This window comes from Flavicella sp. IMCC45537 (genome assembly GCF_057197705.1).
On the sequence record NZ_CM170067.1, the window covers coordinates 628,010 to 651,353 of the forward strand.

Sequence of the window (23,344 nt, forward strand, 5' to 3'; positions counted from 1 at the left end):
ATTATGGATATAACGATAAAAACTTTAGGTGAATTAAAAAAATCTGGATATGTTTCGAAAAGCATAAAAGCAGAATTAAGAGATAACTTAATAGTAAATATTAAGGCTAATAAAAATTCTTTTGAAGGAATTCATGGTTATGAAAACACGGTGATTCCTCAATTAGAAAGAGCAATTTTATCTCAACATAACATAAATTTATTAGGGTTAAGAGGACAAGCAAAAACAAGGTTGGCAAGATTGATGGTTCAGTTATTGGATGAATATATTCCGTTTATTGAAGGCTCAGAAATACATGATGATCCATTGCTTCCTATTAGTTCCTACGGACGTGAAACTGTTGAGAAAATGGGGGATAAGACTCCTATTGCATGGCTTCATAAAGAAGATCGTTTTTTTGAGAAATTGGCAACACCAGATGTAACAATTTCTGATTTGATTGGTGATATTGATCCTATCAAAGCAGCAACATTAAAATTGAGTTATGCAGATGAAAGGGTTTTGCATTATGGAATGATACCAAGAGCGAATCGTTGTATTTTTGTAATCAATGAACTACCTGATTTACAGGCAAGAATTCAAGTAGCGTTGTTCAATATTTTAGAAGAAGGAGATCTTCAGATTAGAGGCTTTCAGTTAAGAATGCCTGTAGATTTACAATTTGTTTTTACTGCCAATCCGGAGGATTATACCAATCGTGGAAGTATTGTTACTCCGTTAAAGGATAGAATAGGTTCTCAAATACTTACGCATTATCCAGAAAATTTAGAGGTTGCAAAAACAATTACGGCACAGGAGGCAGCGCTTCAAGAAACGAGGTTGTGTGATATTCATATTCCTGAGTTGGTAAAAGATTTAGTAGAACGTATTGGGTTTGAAGCAAGAAAGAGTGAATACGTAGATGCTAAAAGTGGAATAAGCGCCAGAATGAGTATTACCGCATATGAAAACTTATTAAGTTCTGCAGAATACAGAGCCTTAGGTGCTAATGAAAATAGTACCTCCATAAGATTTAGCGATATTTTAGGGATGGTTCCTTCAATTATCGGAAAAATTGAATTAGTGTATGAGGGAGAGCAAGAAGGTGCTGCTTTTGTAGCTGAAAAATTAATTGGTGAAGCGGTAAAGACCTTATTTCTTGAAAAGTTCCCTAAAATATCGAAGCTCAAAAAAGAAAATCAAAAAGATGCATATGATCCATTATTAGATTGGTTTTTTGAGGAAACAAATTTTGAATTGTTTGATAATGGTGTTGAGGTAGAATATAAATCTGCTTTAGATGATATTGCACCTTTGGATGATTTGATAGAAACATATGCAAAAGAAACTGCAAAAGAAGATTCCTATTTTCTAAAAGAGTTTATTTTATGGGCGTTGGTAGAGTTTGAAAAGTTAACAAAAGAGAGGGTTAAAGAAGGGTATTCTTTTAGAGATCAGTATGGCGCTTTGTTTTCTGATATGTAGGAAATGAAAGAGCTTTTACAAGAAATTAGAAATTGTAAGGAATGCGCCCCTTTTTTGAAACAGGGGTGCAGACCTGTTTTGTCAGCATCAAAAAAATCGAAGATCATTATAATTGGACAGGCGCCTGGAAGTGTAGTGCATCGTACAGGGATTCCGTGGGATGACAAAAGTGGAGAGAATCTAAGAAACTGGATGGGAGTTGAAAGAGATTTGTTTTACAATGAAGATTTTATATCGATCATTCCAATGGGATTTTGTTATCCAGGAAAAGGGAAGTCGGGGGATTTACCTCCAAGAAAAGAATGTGCTCCGCTGTGGCATTCAAAATTAATTAAGGAATTAGAGGAAGTAGCTTTAGTGTTGTTGGTGGGTGGATATGCTCAGAAGTATTATTTAAAGGATACAATGAAGCGTACGCTTACTGAGACTGTAGTTGCTTATTCGGATTATTTGCCAAAATTTTTCGTATTACCACACCCTTCACCAAGAAATAATATTTGGATGAAAAAAAACGAATGGTTTAAAGATAAAGTACTCCCTGTTTTAAAAAACAAAATAGAAGAATTACTTTAAATATTGCATTATCTGCAATAATCTAAAAGGCTAACAGTATCTTTGCAAAAATTCAAAGGTATGTCTAAAACATTTTCTAGTCTTGGAATTCAAAAAGAGTTCTTAAAATCTTTACAAGGGGTTGGTATTGAAAATCCTACTGAAATTCAGGAAAAATCTATTCCGGTAATATTAAATCAAACAGATGATTTTGTAGGGTTAGCAAAAACAGGTACTGGTAAAACAGCTGCATTTGGTCTGCCTTTATTGCAAATGATTGATCTTTCTGTGGATGAGATTCAAACATTAATTTTGGCTCCTACAAGGGAGTTAGGTCAGCAGATATACAATAATTTAAAATCGTATTGTGTTCACTCAGATGAAATTTCAATAGCTTCTGTTTGTGGTGGTGTTCCGATTAAACCACAAATTGAGTTACTTAAAGATAAAACACATGTAGTGGTGGCTACTCCAGGAAGGTTGATTGATTTGATTCAACGAGGAGAGATAGATGTTACAAAAGTTAAAAATTTTGTTTTAGATGAGGCGGATGAAATGATCACCTCTCTTAAAGAAGGATTGGATAAAATTGTTGCGGTTTTACCTAAAAAAAGAAGAACGTTTTTGTTTACTGCTACCATGCCCGGTGTTGTAAAGCAGTTGATTCAGAATTATATGTCAAAACATATTACTCAAGTTTCTGTTGATATGGCGGTTACAGGTAATAATAAAATTGATCATAAATATGTTGTTGTCGAACCCATAGAAAAGTTAAATGTTTTGATGCATTTTCTGAATTCTAATGAAGGTGTTCAAGGGATTATATTTTGTAAAACGAAAGCAGCAGTAAACAAGTTAGCTAAAAATTTAGCGATAAATAAATTCTCTTCTGGAGCAATTCATGGAAGTTTATCTCAAGGAATACGAGATAGGATTATGGGACAATTTAGAATGGGGCATATTAATATTTTAGTAGCAACAGATTTGGCTGCAAGGGGGATTGATGTGAAAGATATTGCCTATGTGGTGAATTATCATTTGCCTGATACTTATGATACCTACGTCCATCGATCTGGAAGAACGGCTAGGGCAGGTGCTGATGGTTTGGCATTGTCTGTGATTCAACAAGAAGAAGTGGAGGATCTGGATGGTTTTGAAAATGAACTTGGAATTCGTTTTGGGGAATTTGAAAAAGCAACTGCGCAAAGTATTGAAGAAAATAATGGTTTGTTATGGGCAAAGAAGATATTTAAAACGAAACCCAATCATAATGTTTCTAAGGAATATAAGAATAAAATTCATACAATTTTTCATCATTTAACAAAAGAAGAGTTGGTTGAAAAATTATTTGCGAATTATGTGATGCAGCAAGAAAATAGTGCTTTAGAAAAGGAAACTTCAAAAAAGAAAAAAAGAAAGTAATGGCCAATAAAATAAAAGATCAACAGGAGATTTTGAATAAATTAAACATTTATCAATTGAATCCTATGCAAGAAGAAGCGTTAGGAGTAATTGACTCTAATGAAAATACGGTCATTCTTTCACCAACTGGGACCGGTAAAACCTTAGCGTTTTTATTGCCCCTTTTAGAAAGGTTAAATCCTGCTATACAAGAAGTCCAGGCAGTAATAGTAGTTCCGTCTAGAGAACTTGCAATTCAAATAGAACAGGTAATTCGTTCTATGGGCTCAGGATATAAAGTAAATGCAATTTATGGAGGAAGGGCTATTGCAAAAGATAAGATAGATTTAAAAACAACACCATCAATTTTGATTGGTACACCAGGTAGGTTGTCAGATCATTTCGGTAAAGAGAGGTTTACAACGAAAGAAGTTAAGACTTTGATTATTGATGAGTTTGATATTTCTTTTGAGGTAGGTGCAGGCGGAGATATGCAGCGAATTGTGAAATCTCTATCAAATGTTGATAAAAAAGTACTTACATCTGCAACTCAGGATATGGAAATTCCTAGATATATACAGATGGAGAAAGCGGTGACTTTAAATTATTTGACGGAAAAAAAAGATGCGAAACTGACCTTAAAAACGGTTATATCAACTTCTAAAAACAAGCACAATACTTTGGTTGAATTGCTTGAAATGTTAGGGGATGAACCAGGAATTGTTTTTTGTAATCAAAAGAATACGCTTGAAGATTTAAGTTCGTTTTTGACTAAGAAAAAAATTATACACACTTGTTTTCATGCAGGAGTAGATCAAAAAGAACGAGAAAGGGCTTTGATTCGTTTGAGAAATGGCTCTGCCACTATATTGTTAGCAAGTGACTTAGCGGCTAGAGGTATTGATATTCCGGAGATGAAGTATATTATTCATTTTGAAATTCCGGAAGGTGCTGAGGAATTTACGCATAGGAATGGGAGAACAGCAAGGGTAAATGCCAAAGGTACTGCTTATATGATAAAATGGAATAAGGAGGAGTTGCCAAGTTTTGTTGGCAAATCAGCTGTTCAAAACCTATCAGGGAAAAGTGTTATAAAGGCACCATTCTGGGAAACATTATTTATTTCAGGTGGTAGAAAGGATAAAATATCTAAAGGTGATATTGCAGGATTGTTTTTTAAACAAGGGAAAATAAACAAAGATCAATTAGGTGTTATCGAGCTTAAATCTGATTGTGCGTTTGTTGCTGTTCCTAAATCTATAGCATTTAAATTGGCACAAAGTTTAAATAATACAAGGTTGAAAAAGAAAAAAGTTAGGGTCTCTATATTATAAAGCAGTGTTATTAGTTAGTTTTTATTATGAGAGAGCCAGACAATTTAATGAATCATTCACAAGATTTATTTTATCAAATCAAATAATTCTTGTGGAGAGTCAATGATATAATCGGGATTTAGTTTTTGTAAATTTTCTTTAGATCTAAAACCCCAAGAAACCGCTACGGATATCATTCCTGCATTTTTTGCAGTAGCGATGTCTACAGAAGTATCTCCAATATAAACAGTGTTTTTAGGAGTTGTTTTCAGTGTTTTGCACATGTTTACAACGACTTCAGGATTTGGTTTTTTTAACTTTTCCGTTGTCATCCCTTGTACATGTAAAAAAATATCGGGTAGTTTCGCTTCAACTACCTTTTTAGTTAATTGATCTGCTTTGTTTGATAAGATAGCTAAAGGAATGTTTTTAGCATATAATTGAGTTAGTAATGTGTTGATTCCTTCATATACAGCTGTTTTGTTTGTGCAGTTAGTTGTGTAATGTTGCATCATTGCATCAAAACATGAGTCAACAATATTGTTTGAACTGTCTGCTGGAACTGCTTTGGAAACAAGGTTTTTTATTCCTCCACCAATAAAGGTAGCATAAGTAGCGTAGGAGTGTGTTGGGAAATTTGCTTGATTTAGCACATAGTTCATGGAATCCGCAATATCTTGTATCGAATTAACGAGTGTTCCATCTAGATCAAAAATAATTCCTTCTGCTTTAATTCCTGTCATTATTGGTTAATTAAGATAGTGTTCTAAAATTCCTTTTGCGTATTTGCTGGCAACTGCCTTTGTGAATTCTTGGAAATCTATAGGAGCATCGTCATTCGCATTGTCTGAGATGATTCTAATAATTGAAAATGGAATTCCATATTCATAACAAACTTGTGCTACAGAAGCTCCTTCCATTTCAACACATAAGGCATCGGGAATTTCTTTTTTTAGTTCAGATACTTTGGCTTTAGAACTTATAAATTGGTCACCGCTTAGAATAGCTCCTTTTCTGATGTCCACTGAATTAATATCAAACAGAGACAATTTATCAGCGCTAATATAATCAGCAATGTTTTTAGCAAAATTTGCACTAGACATTTCAAGTCTATTGTTTTTCTTGGTTTCAAAGTAAGTTTTTCCTAAAAGAGGAATTTCAAACTTTTTAAAAAGGGGAGTGGTATCCATATCATGCTGAAATAATTTTGTGCCCAATACGATATCCCCAACCTTAAGCTTATTGTCTAAAGATCCAGAAACTCCTGTAAAAATAATTTCATCTAGTTTGAAGTCGTTTATCATTTGGGTAGCAGTAATTGCTGATGCAACTTTGCCCCATCTAGAGAATGCAATGACAACGTTTGTTGAATTGATGGTACCGTTGTAATAGGTTCTCATTCCTTTATCTGTAATACGCACGTCTTCTATTATGTCAATCAATGATTGAACTTCTTCGGGCATGGCACTTATGATTCCTATGTTCATTATTTTAGGGGGTCTTCGGTTAATTTTTTTAGATTATTGGTTTCTTCAATAATAATCCCATCTTTCATTTCAAGCGTTTTATCAGCCATTTCTGCAAGTTTTTTATTGTGGGTGACTATGACAAAGGTTTGTCCCATTTCTTCACGTAATTTTAGAAATAAATGATGAAGGTTTTCTGCAGATTTAGAATCTAAATTACCACTAGGTTCGTCAGCAAAAATGACAGCGGGGTCATTTATTAAAGCTCTGGCAACGGCAACACGTTGTTGTTCTCCACCAGATAATTCATTGGGTTTGTGTGTAGTTCGGTCTGACAATCCAAGGTAATCTAATAGCTTGAGTGCTTTTGTCTCAGTCTCCTTTTTACTTTTATTAGCTATAAAGGCAGGGATACAAACATTTTCTAAAGCGGTAAATTCAGGTAAAAGTTGGTGAAACTGAAAAATGAATCCAATGTTTTCATTTCTAAATTTAGACAACATACTATCGGACATACTTTGAAGAGACTTTCCGTTGATTTCAAGTTTGTAATCTAGTTTTTTAGTTGGTCTGTCTAAAGTCCCTAAAATTTGGAGTAGTGTAGTTTTTCCTGTTCCAGAGGGACCAATAATAGCAATCACTTCTGCTTTTTTTATATGAATGTCCACTCCTTTAAGAACTTCTAAATCTCCATAATATTTATGTAAGTTACTTGCTTTTATCATTTTTGGCTTGCTTAAAAGCACGAAAATATTAAAAATGCAGCAAAATGAGGTTCCTTTTTTAGCTTTCTTGTTAATTTAGACTGTCAAAAATTTTGGAATGGATAATAACGTCCTAAAAACACTGAAAAACATGGGATTTGGTCAAAGGATTCCTACATTTGTGTACACACTTTTAAACTAAAATAGATGAATTTACACGAATATCAAGCGAAAGAAATTTTAAAAGGATTTGGAGTAAAGGTTCCTATGGAGATTGTTGCCAATACTCCAGACGAGGCTTTAGCTGCAGCCAAAGAAATTAATAAAGAAAAAGGATGTACTGTATTTGCAGTAAAAGCACAAATTCACGCTGGAGGACGTGGTAAAGGAGGTGGTGTAAAAATTGCTAAATCTATCGAAGAAGTAAAAACATATGCTGAACAGATTTTAGGGATGATGTTGGTAACTCCTCAGACTTCTGCAGAAGGAAAGGAAGTTCATAAAGTATTGATTTCTGAAAATGTATATTATGATGGGCCTTCTAAGCCAGAAGAATTTTATATGTCTGTTTTGTTGAATAGAGGAACAGGTAAAAATATGATTATGTATTCTACTGAGGGAGGTATGGATATTGAAACAGTTGCTGAAGAAACTCCACACTTAATTTTTACGGAGGAAATTGACCCAGCAACAGGTGTTTTACCATTTCAAGCTAGAAAAGTTGCTTTTAACTTAGGGTTGTCTGGAGCTGCTTTTAAAGATATGACAAAATTTGTAACAGCTTTATACAATGCCTATGTTGGTTCTGATTCTTCATTATTTGAAATCAATCCTGTTTTTAAAACAGCGGATGATCAAATCTTGGCTGTTGATTCAAAAGTTACTTTAGATGAGAATGCTTTGTATCGTCATAAAGATTATATTGAATTAAGAGATGTAAAAGAAGAAAACCCAATTGAAGTAGAAGCGAAAGCTGTAGGATTAAACTATGTAGATTTAGATGGGAATGTTGGATGTATGGTAAACGGAGCTGGATTGGCAATGGGAACAATGGATTTAATCAAGCAAGCTGGTGGAGATCCTGCTAACTTCTTAGATGTAGGAGGTACAGCGGATGCTGCACGTGTAGAGGCTGCTTTTGGGATTATCTTGAAAGATCCTAACGTAAAAGCTATTTTGGTTAATATTTTTGGTGGTATCGTGCGTTGTGATCGTGTAGCACAGGGAGTAGTAGATGCTTATAAAAATATGGGAGATAAGATTAACGTTCCTATTATTTGCCGTTTGCAAGGTACAAATGCTAAAGAAGCTAAGGAGTTGATTGATAATAGCGGAATGGAAATTATATCTGCTACGGAGTTTCAAGAAGCTGCTGATAAAGTACAAGAAGTTTTGGCTTAGACTATAAAATTAAATTTTCAAGAACCGTTTTCATTTTTATGGAAGCGGTTTTTTGCTTTAAATAGGCATGTTTTTTTATGAAATCATAATTACTAATACGTTTTCGTATCTATTTGATATTTTTAAAATTGATTGATGTTTTTTTTGTATTTGTTTTATATTAATTAGTATTTTCGCGACGGATTTTTTTTACAAAAAATATAAATTAAGATGAACTTACACGAATATCAAGGAAAAGAAATATTGAATAGTTTTGGAGTAAGAATTCAACGTGGTATCGTTGCAAGTACTCCTGAAGAAGCTGTAGAAGCTGCAAAAGAATTAACAAAACAAACTGAGACTAGCTGGTATGTGGTAAAAGCACAAGTTCATGCAGGTGGTCGTGGTAAAGGTGGTGGAGTTAAATTGGCCAAAAACCTTGATGAGGTAAAAAGTATCTCTAACGATATTTTAGGGATGATGCTAGTAACACCTCAAACTTCTGCTGAAGGTAAATTAGTAAATCAAGTATTGATTGCTGAGGATGTTTACTACCCTGGTGAAGCAGAAACGGAAGAGTTTTATGTGTCTGTTTTGTTAAATAGAGCAACTGGACGTAATATGGTAATGTATTCAACGGAAGGTGGTATGGATATTGAAACTGTTGCAGAAGAGACGCCACACTTAATTTTTACAGAAGAGATTGATCCTGCAACAGGAGTATTGCCTTTTCAAGCTAGAAAAATTGCTTTCAATTTAGGTTTGAGTGGTAATGCATTCAAAGAAATGACAAAATTTGTTACGGCTTTATACAATGCTTATGTGTCTTCTGACTCTGCAATGTTCGAAATCAATCCTGTTTTAAAAACTTCAGATAATAAGATTTTAGCAGTTGATGCTAAAGTAACTTTAGATGAGAATGCTTTGTATCGTCATAAGGATTATCTAGAAATGAGAGATATCCGTGAGGAGAATCCTATCGAAGTAGAAGCGAAAGCTGTAGGATTGAATTATGTAGATTTAGATGGTAATGTTGGATGTATGGTAAACGGAGCTGGATTGGCAATGGGAACGATGGATTTAATCAAGCAAGCTGGTGGAGATCCTGCTAACTTCTTAGACGTAGGAGGTACAGCAGATGCTGCCCGTGTTGAAGCTGCTTTTGGAATTATCTTGAAAGACCCTAATGTTAAAGCTATTTTAGTTAACATTTTTGGAGGTATCGTACGTTGTGATCGTGTAGCACAAGGAGTTGTAGATGCTTACAAAAGTATGGGAGATAAAATCAATGTGCCAATCATTTGCCGTTTGCAAGGAACAAATGCTAAAGAGGCTAAGGAGTTGATTGATAATAGCGGAATGGAAATTATTTCTGCTACAGAATTTCAAGAAGCTGCTGATAAAGTACAAGAAGTATTGGCTTAGGCTTATATCATAAAGTTTAAAACCGTTTTCAATTTTTTGGAAACGGTTTTTTTGTGCAATAAATTTCGCTTAGTTTTTTATTATCGAAGAAAATGCATAAAAAAAATAGCTTAGTTTAGAATATAATTAAAATATTGGAATGAAAATAGTTGTATTAGATGGATATACCCTGAATCCAGGGGATCTTAGTTGGAATGAATTAAATAAACTAGGTGATGTTACTGTATATGATAGATTGGTTAATGAAACCAATGAAATAGTAAAAGCTATAGCTGATGCAGAAGTGGTTTTTACAAATAAAACGATTCTCTCGAAAGAAGTATTAGACAAGGTTAAGAATCTTCAGTATATAGGTGTTTTAGCTACAGGGTTTAATGTTGTAGATGTGGCAACCGCAAGCTTAAGAAATATAGTGGTTACAAATATTCCATCCTATGGAACAAAAGCTGTTGCTCAATTTGTAATGGGGTTGTTATTGGAGATGTGTCATCGGGTAGGAGACCATAATAGTTCTGTTCAAAACGGGGACTGGGTAAAATCTGTTGATTTTTGTTATTGGAATTCGCCATTGATAGAGTTGGAAGGAAAAACTATGGGGCTCATTGGGTTTGGTAAAATTGGTCAAGCCACGGCTGTTTTGGCTGAAGCTTTTGGTATGAAAGTTTTGGTGTATAACAGAAGTTATAAGAAGGAGTTTGAGTCAGATTCTTTGCAATTTGTGTCTTTAGATGAGCTTGTTAGATCATCAGATGTGATAAGTTTACATTGTGCATTGACAGAAGCTAATAAAGAATTGATTGATAAAAAGTTAATCAATCAAATGAAAAAAGAGGTTATGATCATTAATACAGCTAGAGGTGGTTTGATAAATGAAATAGATTTAATGGAGGCATTGAACACAGAAAGGATAGCCGCGGCAGCTTTAGATGTGGTTTCTGTAGAGCCGATGGAAGCGAATAATCCTTTATTGAAAGCTAAAAATTGTATCATTACTCCTCATATAGCTTGGGCTACGAAAGCAGCAAGACAACGTCTGATTAATACGGCGGTAAATAATCTAAAAGAATATATTAAAGGCAACCCTATAAACAAAGTCAATTGATGTATTGAAAAAACTGATGTTAGGCTTTCGTTTATTTTCGTCCAAGTAAAAAAAAACAATTTTATCATGGATACAGTTATAAAAGATAGTTTACAAAAAGGAATCGGTTTTACAGAATATAGAGAAATGGTAAGTCGTTTGATAGAAGAAGGAAAATCTACAGGGAGCGATCAATCTGAGGCTTTGTTGAATTATTCCAAATTGAACGAGAGACGGATGTCTAGACTGCATAAAACCTTGAAAATTGATGCTGATTCTAAAAGTGTAATTGAAAATATAGAAACGAATCAAACATGGTTATTAATAACTGAAAGTTGGTGTGGAGATGCGGCACAAACAGCACCTATGATTGATAAAATTTCAGAATTGTCAGATCGAATTGATTTACAGGTTGTGCTTCGTGACGAAAACGAAGACTTGATGAATCAATTTTTAACCAATGGTAACAAAGCCATTCCAAAATTAATTGTAATTGATCAAAAAACTGAGGAAGTTGTTGGTGAATGGGGACCTCGTCCTAAAGTAGCCGCTAAAATGGTTGATGATTACAAAGAATTACATGGGGGCTTGGATCCTCAGTTTAAAGAAGATCTCCAAAGGTGGTATAATAAGGATAAAGGGAAAGATACGCTAGATGATATTTTGGCACTTATAAAAAAAGTCGATACAAATTCATGAAAAAAAGCAAGTTAAATTAAAACCCCATTCAAAATGAATGGGGTTTTAATTTGATAAAGTTTTTAGAATTACTTATTCAACAAGTTTATGTATTTGTGCGTATTGCAGTAATAACATGGTTTTTGCATCTTTAATTTTCCCTTCGTTTAAAAGGAGAATTGCTTCTGAGAAAGACATTTCTAGCACTTCAATATCTTCTTGTTCGGTATGCAATCCACCGCCTTTAGAGGTTTTCATGTCATCGGTATATTCCCCAATAAAATAATGTATTTGTTCGGTTACCGCTCCAGGTGTCATATAAGCTTCAAAAACCTTTTTAACTGATTTTATTTTGTAGCCCGTTTCTTCTAGGATTTCTTTTTTGATACATGTCTCGGGATCATCTTCATCCAGTAATCCAGCGCAAGCTTCAATTAAAAGTCCAGTTTTATTACCATTTTCATAACTGGGATAACGAAATTGCTTGATGAGAATTACGTTTTTTGTTATTTTATTATAGAGAAAAACAGCTGCCCCGTTGCCTCTGTCATAAGATTCTCTTATTTGTGTTTGCCAAGTACCATCATTTCTTAAATAATCAAAAGTAACTTTATTAAGGGTGTACCAATTGTCAGATAAAACTTCAACGTTTTTAACCTTTACGCGTTCACTATCCATTTTTCTTTTTGTTAAATTCAATCATTTTTTGTGTATAACTCAAATTAGTATCATGACAATCTTGGAAAATACCACAAGAAACTCCTGGCTTTGCCAACGATTTATTTGAAGTGCTTTTTGCAAGCTTTTCAATATCTGGTGTGAGGTACTTCATGGTAATATTCTTTTTAAGCTATTACAAATTTACTAAAAATTAAATATGCAATAACTGTGTTTTCTCATAGAAGAAACTTTGTTTAATGCAAGGTGTTATTTGTTCAGTATTGCTAAATAATAAAAAAGCATACAGGAATTAACCTGTACGCTTTATATACTAAACTAATTATTAGCGTGGTTTATTTTAGATAACCACAAAGAGATAATTCCACCATGGAAGCGCTATTCCACCATGAATATACTTGATAAGAAGCAACCTCTAGAGGATAATCAAAACCATCATTTAATACGATTGATAAGTTATCTACTGTTCCGTAATTATTAGGGATACCTGTAATGAATCCTACTTGAACATCATTTTCATCATAAAGGTAAATATAGGCATTAGATAGGGCGCTGGTATTTGCTCTTATCGCAGCAGTTCCTGAGTTTACGAGAAGAGTTTCATCTAAATACACTGTTTGTCCACCCGTACCCATGTACAACGGATTGACTCCTAGTGCAGTATCAGAAAACAAATAACAGGTTTCAGATTTTAGTAGCTCCACAATCAAAGGAGTATCATGATAAACGTTTACAATATCATCCCTATTCAAATTGATGCTGAACTCATCATAATCTTCAACAGAAATATGTAATTCATAAACGGCATCTGTAATATCTCTTACTGTTACTACATTTTCTTCAATAGCTGCAAAAGTTTTAGTGGTAGAAAAACCTTCGGTATGAATAAAATATTCTCCAGCTAATATGTCATTACTTCCTAACTGTGAAACAGCTAAAAGAAAATCTAATTTTTCAACTTCTGCAATAGGGAAGCTTACCAATCCAAAATCTTGTGGAGTGTATGTTTCCGTAGATACGACTTCAACATCTACAGGAGTTGCTGAACCATTCGCAACAGCGAAATTGATAGCCAACGGATTTGTTACAAGGTCTGCTAAATCTGAACCAGCTAATGGAGTTGTATAGATAATATCATTATTTACATCCATAAAACTAAATAGAGTTAGTTGATAATCTCCAATTGGCAAAGCAATTTTTTGAACTAATAATTCTCCATTCAATCTATTTACGTTTAGTTCTGTATTGTCATAATCTGTAGAGGAACCATCAGCAGCTAGAATTGTTATAATGGCTTTGGTAACATCTTCTAGTGAGTTTGTTTTAGCAGCTGTTCCTTTAGATTGTTTGCTTGAAGCATTTTTGATAACACTTTCCTGGATAGAGAATTCTATCGTTCCTGTGTTTTGTTCTTCAATAGAAACATTATCATTTTGCTCTGCACATGAAGTAACAAACAACATAAGTGATAGTGATGCAAGTACTAATTTTTGTATTGAATTTTTCATAATATAATAAGTTGATTTAGTGAAACAAAACACTAGAGTAAATCTGATGTTTTGTTAATTTTTTTATTAGTAAGTAAAAACGAAATTTGTGATGCTGCCGTAGTAGCTAGAAGATTGAGTAGTTCCCCATGTAGAGAATTCAAATACATCTCCGGCATTTACAGGAATCTCCACAACGCTTCCAGAAGCACTTCCACTTGTGGATAAATCTGTAGGAACACCATTGATGATATATTTGATTACATCTCCGTATTGACCAGCTGATCTAATTACAATATCCCAATCAAAACTAATGGTTCCGTTACTTGGGACTGTGATTTGTGCAACAACACCACCACCGCCACCTCCACAGTCAAAAGTGAAAGCGCTGTCAGAGAAAGAACGCACAATTACTCCAGAGGTAGACCAGTTTATTCCACTAAAATCATCAGAAAAACCTTGAATTGACTCGATTTTTATTAACTCAACTACTAAAGGAGCTGTATGATAGGTAGTTGCAATTTGATTCCTAGTAAGTTCAATAGTTTGAGATTCGTATCCGTCAACATTAACAATAAGTGTGTACGTTGCATTTTCTATGTCTCTTACGGTAATAACATTTTCTTCAATTGCAGTAAATGCTTTCGTAGTCGAAAAACCAGTTGCGGTTACAGAATATTCTCCTGCTAGAATTTCATTAGAACCTAATTCGGATACAGCTAAAAGAAAATCTAATTTTTCAACCTCTGTGATAGGGAAACTTACCAAACCAAAATCTTGTGGAGTGTATGTTTCCGTAGATACGACTTCAACATCTACAGGAGTTGCTGAACCATTCGCAACAGCGAAATTGATAGCCAACGGATTTGTTACAAGGTCTGCTAAATCAGAACCCGCTAACGGAGTTGTATAAATAATATCATTATTTACATCCATAAAACTAAACTGAGTCAGTTGATAATCTCCTAAAGGCAAAGCAATTTTTTGAACTAATAATTCTCCATTCAATTTATTTACGTTTAGTTCTGTATTGTCATAATCTGTAGAGGAACCATCATTATTTAGTATTGTTATAATGGCTTTGGTAGCATCTTCTAGTGAATTTGTTTTAGCAGCCGTTCCTTTAGATTGTTTACTCGAAGCATTTTTGATAACACTTTCTTGGATAGAGAATTCTACCGTTCCTGTGCTATGATTGTTTTCTGTTGTTTCTTGTTCTGAACAAGAAGTCATTGTAAAACCAATGGCAAACGCTATGACAGCTAATTTTGAAATAATTTTTTTCATAGTAGTTTATGAAATTTTAAGGGTTTAATTTTTCCTACTCTATTTGAAGGTTTTCGGATTCCACTTGTAAATCAATAAATTAGTGTAGCTACTTAACGAACTTATATCAGATTTTACTTTTAAAACATAATGATACTGGTGACAAACATGTCCTTCTGTTCATTATGTTTAGATGCTGCAAATTTGAAGTAATCGTTCTTTTTATTGAGAAAAAAGGCATAACTAGGTTGAAATAGAGTATAAAAGCGAGGAAATAGGTTATAAGTAGTTAGCTATAATAAGCTAGCTATTAATAGTAGGGAGTGGCTGATTAAATAACAATATTCATAAGCTTTACTATGGACTACTTTTTTATATTTGCGACTTATAAAATTATATTGAAATGAAAATTGCATTGTTCTCTGATATCCACGCCAATCTACCGGCTTTAGAATCATTTTTTGAAAATTTAAAAGAAGAAAAACCCGATCATATTTATTGTTTGGGGGATTTGGTAGGTTATAATATATGGCCAAATGAAGTAGTGAATGAGATTAGAAAACGCGGAATTTCAACCTTGTCTGGTAATCATGATGCTGTAGTTGGGATTCCAACAGATAAAGTTTCTGGGTCTTTTACCAATGCTATTCTGAATGAAGATGTTAAGGATTATCTTCTTTCTTTACCAGAGCACATTCGATTAGAGTTTAAGCTGCAAGGAAAGAAAGCCGACGTTTTATTCGTGCACGGGAGCACTTATCGAAACAATGAATATATTTTAGAAGAAACTGAAGATTCCTATTTGTTAGAAATGATGGATGCTGCAAGGGTGGATGTTTTATGTTGTGCCCATACGCACAAGCCTTTTCATAGAGCTATAAAAACGGAAACGGGTTTTAAGCATATTGTAAATATAGGTTCTCTAGGAAAACCAAAAGATGGTGACTCTAGGGGATGTTATGTGACTCTAGAAATAGATGAAAACAGTAGTTTAATCTCAGAACAAGGTGTTTCTGTGCGATTTAATAGGGTGAATTATGATGTTGAAAGGGCAGCCAAAGCTGTTGAAGAAAGTGAGTTGCCAAATTCTTTTGCAGAGGCCTTAAGAATAGCTAAGTGATAAAATTATCTTAAATTGTATCATTGTAAATAAGCCTTTAGGGATGCGTCTAAGAATTTAATTATTTTTAAATGAAAAAAAGAGGCAACCACACTACTTCAAACTATGCTTAATAGATTATTTAACTGCTCTCAAACAAAGGCCACTTTTAAGGTATACGATAGTATATTAAAGGTGAATCATCAAGAATGGGAAACAATAGATACTTTAGATAATATCTACTTGTCGATACCCTATTTGCTTGCATTGGAGCAGGGGATGAATGATACTATGAATTTTCGTTATATCGTTTTTTATAATCGTGAGAATTTAATTGTAGGAATTGCAGTATTTCAGTTGGTTGATTTCAGGGCAAAAGAATTACTGCAAGAAAGAATACCATGTACTATCGCGGATAAGGTTCAAGCATATTTTTTAAATGACAAAAAATTATCACTGTTGATATGTGGAAATTTATATGCTTGTGGAGAAAACGGATTTGCTTTTCAGGGAGTTGAGGAACATGTTTTTCTTACGATGTTGACAGGTGCTATTTCTCAAATACAGAACTCGAAGTATGAAGGTGAAAAAATTTCGTTTTCATTACTTAAAGAATTTTGGACAACAAAAGAAGAGCGTTATGATGAGTTGAATGATGCTGGTTTTATTGATTTTAAGATTGATGTAAATATGGTTTTAAAATTGCGTTCAGAATGGAGTGATTTCGAGTCTTATTTAAGTGCTATGAATACTAAGTATAGAACAAGAGCCAAGGCTGTGTTGAAAAAATCTAAGGAAATTTCGGTTGTTGAGCTCAAAGAGAATGATATATTAAAGCACTTAGAAAGGATAAAATATTTATATCATCAAGTTTTAGGAAAAGCAACATATAACTTGGGGGTGTTAGATGTGAATACTTTTTTAGAATTAAAAAAACAGTTAGGTAATTCCTTTATTTTTACAGGGTATTTCCTAGGTGATTTGTTGGTTGGCTTCTCAAGTTCTTTTTTATACAGAGATATTCTTGATGCAAATTTTGTAGGGATAGATTATAGTATAAATAACAAGTATAAGTTATACCAAAAAATGCTGTATGATTTTGTTTTGTTGGGAATTCATCATAAGAAGAATGAATTACGGCTAGGTAGAACTGCAGAAACAAGCAAGAGTGGGGTAGGTGCATTGCCAGTAGATATGAAACTTTTTGCAAAGCATAGAAATTTGTTACCATCAAAATTATTAAAACCATTGATGTCTTCAATTCAGCCAATAGATTTTGAATTGAGAACACCTTTTAAAGTATGATATGGATTCGTTAACACAAATTGTTTTAGGAGCCGCTGTCGGTGAGGCAGTACTAGGAAAAAAAGCAGGAAATAAAGCAATGTTATGGGGAGCCATTGCAGGTACAATTCCCGATTTAGATGTTGTAAATAAATTATTTTACGACTCTGTAACAGCGAATGAGTTGCATCGTGGTTTTTCACATTCAATTGTGTTTAGTCTTATTTTTGCACCTATTTTTGGATGGCTTATTTTTAAGCTTTATAAAGGAAAAAAAGCGACATGGCAAGGTTGGTCAAAATTAATGTTTTGGGGCTTGTTTACGCATCCTTTATTAGATATGCATACTAGTTGGGGGACTCAATTGCTTTGGCCCTTGGAATATAAGTTTTCATACAATAATATATTTGTTGTAGATCCATTGTATACTTTACCATTTTTATTCTTTTTGATTTTTGCAATGATTCAAAAGAGAGGAACGGTTAAAAGAGAACGACTTAACCGATTAGGGTTGATTGTAAGCTCTGGTTATATGGTTTTGACAATAGTATTTAAAGGAGTCACATATGTTGTTTTTAAAGAAAGTTTGAAAGAGCAAAATATTGAATATGTTGCTATGGAAACTAAACCAACCCCTTTGAATAGTATTTTGTGGACAGCAAATGTAGAGACCCAGTATGGTTTTTTAATTGGGTATTATTCATTGTTAGATGATGATAAAGAGATAACCTGGAGACGTTTTGAGAAAAATCATGATTTGTTAGGAGAGTTTATGTCAGATCCGTTAATCAAGCGATTGGCTAAATTATCTCACGATTGGTATACTATTGAAGAGAAACCGAACGGTATGCTTTATTTTAATGATTTACGTTTTGGTTTGATGGGGATTTCTCCAAAAGAAGAGAGGTTTGTCTTTTCATATCAGTTAACTGTAAAAAACGGTGTGTTGACTGCAGAGGAAACAGAGAAAAATACGGCTGATGCTGGTCCGTTGCTAGCGGATTTGTTTCATAGAGTTTTAGGGAATAAATAGTATAAATGAAGCAAAAAAAAAGCTACCCAATAGAGGTAGCTTTTTTTGTGTATGCTTTTTTTGATTATGCTAATACGTCAGACAATGCTTGTCTTTCTTCATCAGCCAATGTTGAGTCAACTAAGATTCTACCACTGTATTCATCAATAGTGATTTTCTTACGAGAAGCAATTTCGATTTGAACTTGTGGTGGGATTGTAAAGAAAGAACCTCCAGCAGCACCTCTTTCTATAGAAACAACAGCTAAACCATTCTTTACGTTAGAACGAATTCTTTTGTATGCTTTTAATAAATGAACATCAATCTTTTCAGATAACTCGCTGCTCAAGTTATTCATTAATTCTTCTTCTTTTTCAGTTTCTTTTGTAATCGCATCTAATTCAGTCTTCTTGTGGTTCAAGTGACCTTCTTGTCTTTCTAGTTTTTCAGTAGTACTAGCGATTACTTCTTTCTTCTGTTCAATTTTAACTTTGTATTCTTTGATACGTTTTTCAGCTAATTCAACTTCTAGTCCTTGAAATTCAATTTCTTTTGTTAAAGAATCAAATTCACGGTTGTTGCGAACACTTTCTTGTTGTTTTTCGTATTTTTTTGCAGCCGCCTTAGACTCTTCAATTGCTATTTTTTTAGCAGCAATATCTGCCTCAAAATTAGTAACATCTTCCGTTAATTTTGAAAGTCTTGTTTTAAGACCTGCTACCTCATCCTCTAAATCCTCAATTTCTAAAGGTAGTTCTCCACGTACACTTCTAATTGTATCAATTCTTGAGTCAATTAATTGTAATCTGTAAAGTGATCTTAGTTTTTCTTCAACGGTTAGTTCTTTGCTCTTAGCCATGTCTATATATAATAAATAGGATTCGTAATTTTATCTGATAAAATGATTGCAAAATTAGTGAATTTTTTTGTAAGATAATCCACTAATAAGTTTTTTGTGAACTGTTCAGATTCATAATGTCCAACATCTGTTATTAATATCTGATTTTCAGCCTTATAGAATTCGTGGTATTTGAAGTCTGCCGAAATAAAGGCATCTGCTCCGGCATTTTTAGCGTTTTCTATAGCGAAACTACCGGACCCTCCTAGTACAGCAACTTTTTTAATTTTTTTTCCTGTAAGTTTAGAATGACGTATACAATCCGTGTGTAGAGTGTTTTTTACAAAGTTCAAAAAATCCGTTTCTTCCATTTCTTGGTCAAATTCAGCGACCATACCCATTCCAATTTGTTGATGTTTGTTTTCTATAGTTGTAATTTCATAAGCAACTTCTTCATATGGGTGGTTGTCAAACATAGCCTTTAGAATTGCTCCTTCAAGATGTTTTTCAAAGATGACACCGATAATTATTTCTTTTTCAGTGTGTAAAACTCCTTTGGTACCAATGGTAGGATTAGAATCTTCGCCGCCTCGATAGGTTCCAAAGCCTTCTACATTGAAACTGCAATTATCGTATTTACCAATTTTACCAGCTCCTTTTGCAAACATTGCTTTTCTAAGTCGCTCAGCATTTTCAATAGGAACATAGGTTAATAATTTTTTGATGGTGTTTTTCTGAGGTATTAAGATATGTTTGTTTTTTAAACCTAACACATCACAAATTTTGGCATTTACCCCATTGATAGAATTATCGAGTGCTGTATGCATAGAATATATGGCAATATCATTTTTTATGGCTTTGATAATTACTCGTTCTACATACGAATTGCCGTTTATTTTTTTTAAACCGGAAAAAACGATCGGGTGAAAGCTAACAATTAAATTACATTTTTTTTCAATAGCCTCATCAATTACATTCTCTAAAGTATCTAAGGTTACAAGAACTCCAGAAACTTCAGTGCTATAATCTCCCACTAATAATCCAACATTATCAAAACCTTCGGCATAATTTAAAGGAGCCAGTTCTTCAATGCTATTTGTGATATCTTTTATCGTAGTCATAAATTTCTATTTGAAATCAAATGTAAAAAATATAGTTGAATTCTATTCTTTTCGATGTTACGAATTACTTACTTTTGTTGGTGTCTAAATTTTGATAGGAAAACATATGGTTGTGCAATCAATAATAAAATTACTGAGATATCTTTTGTGGCCCGTATCGCTCTTATATGCGTTGGTTTTAAGTATTCGTAATTTGTTTTTTGATAGAGGAATATTTGATTCATCGGAGTATGAAATTCCAGTGATTGCCGTTGGTAATTTAAGTGTTGGTGGGACAGGTAAAACACCTCAGATAGAATATCTGATTCGGTTATTACAAAAGGACTATACTATTGCTGTTTTAAGCAGGGGCTATAAACGTACGTCAAAGGGGTTTGTTTTAGCGGATGCGACTACCGCTGTTTTTGATATTGGTGATGAACCATTTCAGTTTTATAAAAAATTCAAGAAAATTATTGTTGCAGTAGATTCTGATAGAAGAAACGGGATTGAGAATATAATGAAGTTAGAGCCTGCTGTAAATTTAATATTGTTGGATGATGCTTTCCAGCATAGAAAGGTGAGAGCTAATTTTTATACTTTGTTAACTGCTTATGAAAATAGGTATACGAAAGATTTTGTATTGCCAACTGGTGACTTAAGGGAGGCACGTGTTGGAGCGAAAAGAGCAAATGCCATTATTGTAACCAAATGTCCTGATTCAATAACTGATGACGAAAAAAATAAAATTATTAAAGAGATAAAACCTAAGAACTATCAAAAGGTTTTCTTCAGCTCTATAAAATATGATACAATTGTTAGCTCTTCTAGTGAAGAAATAGCAGTAAATGATTTAAACGAGTATGTTGTTATTTTGGTGACAGGTATTGCGAATCCTAAGCCTTTGATGCATTATTTAAAATCGAAAGGTATTTTGTTTAAGCATATTGAGTTTGCGGACCATCATAGTTTTACTGAAGAAGATATACTCAGGATACATAGTCTTTTCTCTGAAATAAAGAGTTCGAGAAAGGTTATTTTGACAACGGAAAAGGATTATACTAGGTTGAGCGACTCCATTGAGAATTTATATTCTTTAGGGATTAGAACTGAGATACAAGAAAATAAATCTTTTGATCTGTATCTTAAACAATCATTAGGTTTAATTTGATTCGCTTCTTGGGTGAAATTTTTCGACTACTTGTTTTAGATGTGATTTATCTAAATGCATATAGATTTCAGTTGTTGTAATACTTTCATGACCCAACATTTGCTGAATAGCCCTTAGGTCAGCACCCCTTTCAAGCAAATGTGTTGCAAAGGAATGACGGAACGTATGAGGACTTATTTTTTTCTCAATGCCTGCTTCTAATGTGAGTGTTTTGATGATTGTAAAAATCATATTTCTGGTTAATTGTTTTCCTCTTCGGTTTAAAAACAGGGTGTCTTCAAACCCTAAGTGGGGAATGGTGTGACAGCGGATATATTTGATATACGTGTTTATGAAAGTTTGGGTCTCGTAACTTATGGGTATAAATCTTTGTTTGTCACCTTTTCCGATCACACGAATAAAACCTTCATCAAAAAATAAATCTGAGATTTTAAGACTTATTAATTCTGTAACCCTAAGTCCGCAGCTATAGAGTGTTTCTAGTATAGTTCTGTTTCTTTCTCCTTGCGGATGACTTAGGTTAATAGTATTAATAATTTCATCAATTTCTTTTATAGACAGTGTGTCGGGTAGTTTTCTACCTGTTTTTGGAGTTTCAATCAATTCAGTTGGATTATCCTCTCTATATTTTTCAAAAATTAAAAAATCAAAAAAACTTCTAAGTCCGGATATTAATCTTGCTTGTGATTTTGGATTGCTCGTTTTGGCATTTTGGTATATGAATTCTAGGAGGTGTTGTTGGTCGATCTTTTCAGGAGAAAGTTCTATTTTGTTAGTTTCTAGATGTAAAATTAATTTGTTAAGGTCTCCTAAATAACTTTCTATGGTGTTTTCGGACATTCCTCTTTCAATCTGAAGAAAATTTTTATAATCGTTCGCAGCTTGCATCCATTTCATATGGGTAAATATATTAAAAAGTATAAAGATATTTTGCCAAACAAAAAGAGGGGGTAATTAAAGGAGGAAATAGCTTTCTATGTTGAAGAACATTGTTATTTTTGTTGTTTACATGAGAGTTTTGAAATAATGATTTTAATTGCGATAATAAATAGAAAAATGGCTGAAAAACACACTAACTTTATGAAAAACTAAAATTTACTGTTTTTTTCTAAGGTAATATGAAATTTTTATTAAAGAGGTGTGCGAGTTCTAGTTATAAATTTGTAAAATTAGATTTTATATTATAGAAACATTTCATTAAAGAGTATTAACCCAATTAATAAATGAAAATTAATGGCAAATAAAATAGTTGAAGAAATAATTGAGTTGATATCTACTAATAGGATATCAAGTACTGAAGTTGCTGATGCACTTGGAAAAAAAGGTGTTTTAACGGGACTCAGTCCTATAAATTCAGGTCTACACAAAGTAGGAAGAGTTCATTATATATATGCTTTTGACGAATCAAATTGGCCTATTCATGAACAGATTCAAGAAGTTCCGGAAAATTGTTTTTTATATGTTGATGCCTTTAATTGTAAAGATAAAGCAATTTTTGGTGATTTGGTTAGTAAGTACTTAATACTTTATCAGAAGGTTGAGGGGATTGTTGTTGAAGGAAAAATGAGGGATATTCCAGATATAAAAAAATATTCTTTTCCTATTTGGTGTAGGGGATATAGCCCTTTAGGATGTTATAATAAAAAAGTGGAGGAGTCGGAAGAAATAACCTATAAAGTGGAGTTGAATAAAATAAAATATAATGGAGGAATTATGGTTTGTGATGACTCAGGTTGTACTTTTATTGAGAAATCTTTACTTAACGAACAAACGTATTCTAAACTAGAATTGATAGAGCTCCAGGAAGACATATGGGGATTTTGTATAAATACATTAAAATGGAGTACTTATGATACCATTTGTTTAAAAAAATATTTAGATACACCTGAAGTTTTACCGAAAATACTTAGAGATAAGGTCAAATCTATTTCTTTTAATAGTTAAT

At 33.2% G+C, this 23,344-nt stretch carries 23 protein-coding genes; 13 read left to right on the forward strand and 10 right to left on the reverse strand.

Annotated features, from left to right (window positions below; translation table 11 throughout):
* Positions 1-3 precede the first annotated feature (3 nt).
* From AC2DGP_RS02895 to AC2DGP_RS02910, 4 genes are read left to right on the forward strand one after another with little or no spacing between them, the layout of a single operon-like run.
* A complete protein-coding gene (locus tag AC2DGP_RS02895; protein ID WP_484491529.1) occupies positions 4-1,464 on the forward strand; it encodes an AAA family ATPase in 1,461 nt (486 codons plus the stop codon).
* Positions 1,465-1,467: 3 nt separating this feature from the next.
* On the forward strand, positions 1,468-2,037 hold the full coding sequence (locus tag AC2DGP_RS02900; RefSeq protein ID WP_484491530.1) for a uracil-DNA glycosylase family protein: 570 nt from the start codon (positions 1,468-1,470) through the stop codon (positions 2,035-2,037).
* Positions 2,038-2,097: 60 nt separating this feature from the next.
* Entirely contained in the window at positions 2,098-3,438 is a 1,341-nt protein-coding gene (locus tag AC2DGP_RS02905; protein ID WP_484491531.1) for a DEAD/DEAH box helicase, read from the forward strand.
* Positions 3,438-4,751: a DEAD/DEAH box helicase gene (locus AC2DGP_RS02910; RefSeq protein WP_484491532.1), complete on the forward strand. Its 1,314-nt coding sequence runs from the start codon at positions 3,438-3,440 to the stop codon at positions 4,749-4,751. Before AC2DGP_RS02905 ends, AC2DGP_RS02910 begins: the two co-directional genes overlap by 1 nt.
* Positions 4,752-4,816: 65 nt before the next feature.
* On the opposite strand, the gene AC2DGP_RS02915 is transcribed toward AC2DGP_RS02910, so the two are convergent.
* The 3 genes from AC2DGP_RS02915 to AC2DGP_RS02925 are packed head-to-tail and all read right to left on the reverse strand — an operon-like array spanning position 4,817 to position 6,921.
* Complete coding sequence (locus tag AC2DGP_RS02915; RefSeq protein WP_484491533.1) at positions 4,817-5,473, reverse strand: HAD family hydrolase; 657 nt, start codon at positions 5,471-5,473, stop codon at positions 4,817-4,819.
* Between the two features lie 6 nt (positions 5,474-5,479).
* A complete protein-coding gene (locus AC2DGP_RS02920; protein ID WP_484491534.1) occupies positions 5,480-6,217 on the reverse strand; it encodes a 5'-methylthioadenosine/adenosylhomocysteine nucleosidase in 738 nt (245 codons plus the stop codon).
* A complete protein-coding gene (locus AC2DGP_RS02925) occupies positions 6,217-6,921 on the reverse strand; it encodes an ABC transporter ATP-binding protein (RefSeq protein WP_484491535.1) in 705 nt (234 codons plus the stop codon). The genes AC2DGP_RS02920 and AC2DGP_RS02925 overlap by 1 nt, the downstream gene beginning before the upstream one ends.
* Positions 6,922-7,107: 186 nt before the next feature.
* On the opposite strand from AC2DGP_RS02925, the gene sucC (AC2DGP_RS02930) reads away from it, so the two are divergent.
* The 4 genes from sucC (AC2DGP_RS02930) (at position 7,108) to AC2DGP_RS02945 (ending at position 11,485) form a co-directional block, all read left to right on the forward strand.
* A complete protein-coding gene (gene sucC, locus AC2DGP_RS02930; protein WP_484491536.1) occupies positions 7,108-8,301 on the forward strand; it encodes an ADP-forming succinate--CoA ligase subunit beta in 1,194 nt (397 codons plus the stop codon).
* Positions 8,302-8,511: 210 nt separating this feature from the next.
* The gene (gene sucC, locus AC2DGP_RS02935) at positions 8,512-9,705 is read left to right on the forward strand and encodes an ADP-forming succinate--CoA ligase subunit beta (RefSeq protein WP_484491537.1); all 1,194 of its coding nucleotides are present in this window, start codon (positions 8,512-8,514) and stop codon (positions 9,703-9,705) included.
* A gap of 139 nt (positions 9,706-9,844) precedes the next feature.
* A complete protein-coding gene (locus tag AC2DGP_RS02940) occupies positions 9,845-10,807 on the forward strand; it encodes a D-2-hydroxyacid dehydrogenase (protein ID WP_484491538.1) in 963 nt (320 codons plus the stop codon).
* A 66-nt stretch (positions 10,808-10,873) separates the two neighbouring features.
* Positions 10,874-11,485 (forward strand): thioredoxin family protein, encoded by a 612-nt coding sequence (locus AC2DGP_RS02945; protein ID WP_484491539.1) that lies wholly within the window; start codon positions 10,874-10,876, stop codon positions 11,483-11,485.
* 72 nt (positions 11,486-11,557) lie between these two features.
* Here the strand turns inward: AC2DGP_RS02945 and nudK are convergent, their stop codons facing one another.
* The 4 genes from nudK to AC2DGP_RS02965 all read right to left on the reverse strand — a co-directional run bounded on the left by nudK (position 11,558) and on the right by AC2DGP_RS02965 (position 14,916).
* Positions 11,558-12,142 carry a GDP-mannose pyrophosphatase NudK gene (gene nudK, locus AC2DGP_RS02950; protein WP_484491540.1) on the reverse strand — a complete coding sequence of 195 codons (585 nt, stop codon included), beginning with the start codon at positions 12,140-12,142 and terminating at the stop codon, positions 11,558-11,560.
* Positions 12,135-12,296, reverse strand: coding sequence for a hypothetical protein (locus tag AC2DGP_RS02955; protein ID WP_484491541.1), 162 nt, complete (start codon positions 12,294-12,296; stop codon positions 12,135-12,137). The genes nudK and AC2DGP_RS02955 overlap by 8 nt, the downstream gene beginning before the upstream one ends.
* Positions 12,297-12,477: 181 nt before the next feature.
* On the reverse strand, positions 12,478-13,650 hold the full coding sequence (locus AC2DGP_RS02960) for a hypothetical protein (protein WP_484491542.1): 1,173 nt from the start codon (positions 13,648-13,650) through the stop codon (positions 12,478-12,480).
* Positions 13,651-13,716: 66 nt separating this feature from the next.
* Complete coding sequence (locus tag AC2DGP_RS02965) at positions 13,717-14,916, reverse strand: hypothetical protein (protein WP_484491543.1); 1,200 nt, start codon at positions 14,914-14,916, stop codon at positions 13,717-13,719.
* Between the two features lie 382 nt (positions 14,917-15,298).
* Here AC2DGP_RS02965 and AC2DGP_RS02970 point away from each other — a divergent pair, with 382 nt between their 5' ends.
* The 3 genes from AC2DGP_RS02970 (at position 15,299) to AC2DGP_RS02980 (ending at position 18,311) form a co-directional block, all read left to right on the forward strand.
* On the forward strand, positions 15,299-16,015 hold the full coding sequence (locus tag AC2DGP_RS02970) for a metallophosphoesterase family protein (protein WP_484491544.1): 717 nt from the start codon (positions 15,299-15,301) through the stop codon (positions 16,013-16,015).
* Between the two features lie 105 nt (positions 16,016-16,120).
* On the forward strand, positions 16,121-17,299 hold the full coding sequence (locus AC2DGP_RS02975) for a hypothetical protein (RefSeq protein ID WP_484491545.1): 1,179 nt from the start codon (positions 16,121-16,123) through the stop codon (positions 17,297-17,299).
* 1 nt (position 17,300) lies between these two features.
* Positions 17,301-18,311, forward strand: coding sequence for a metal-dependent hydrolase (locus AC2DGP_RS02980; RefSeq protein WP_484491546.1), 1,011 nt, complete (start codon positions 17,301-17,303; stop codon positions 18,309-18,311).
* Between the two features lie 64 nt (positions 18,312-18,375).
* Here AC2DGP_RS02980 and AC2DGP_RS02985 read toward each other — a convergent pair whose 3' ends face one another.
* The gene (locus AC2DGP_RS02985; protein ID WP_484491547.1) at positions 18,376-19,149 is read right to left on the reverse strand and encodes a zinc ribbon domain-containing protein; all 774 of its coding nucleotides are present in this window, start codon (positions 19,147-19,149) and stop codon (positions 18,376-18,378) included.
* 2 nt (positions 19,150-19,151) lie between these two features.
* Complete coding sequence (locus AC2DGP_RS02990; RefSeq protein ID WP_484491548.1) at positions 19,152-20,249, reverse strand: Nif3-like dinuclear metal center hexameric protein; 1,098 nt, start codon at positions 20,247-20,249, stop codon at positions 19,152-19,154.
* Between the two features lie 112 nt (positions 20,250-20,361).
* Between AC2DGP_RS02990 and lpxK the strand changes: the two genes are divergently transcribed.
* Positions 20,362-21,399, forward strand: a complete 1,038-nt coding sequence (lpxK, locus tag AC2DGP_RS02995; RefSeq protein WP_484491549.1) for a tetraacyldisaccharide 4'-kinase — start codon at positions 20,362-20,364, stop codon at positions 21,397-21,399.
* On the opposite strand, the gene xerD is transcribed toward lpxK, so the two are convergent.
* Positions 21,391-22,296 carry a site-specific tyrosine recombinase XerD gene (gene xerD / locus AC2DGP_RS03000; RefSeq protein WP_484491550.1) on the reverse strand — a complete coding sequence of 302 codons (906 nt, stop codon included), beginning with the start codon at positions 22,294-22,296 and terminating at the stop codon, positions 21,391-21,393. The genes lpxK and xerD overlap by 9 nt on opposite strands.
* A 336-nt stretch (positions 22,297-22,632) precedes the next feature.
* Between xerD and AC2DGP_RS03005 the strand changes: the two genes are divergently transcribed.
* Positions 22,633-23,343 carry an RraA family protein gene (locus AC2DGP_RS03005; RefSeq protein WP_484491551.1) on the forward strand — a complete coding sequence of 237 codons (711 nt, stop codon included), beginning with the start codon at positions 22,633-22,635 and terminating at the stop codon, positions 23,341-23,343.
* Position 23,344 lies beyond the last annotated feature (1 nt).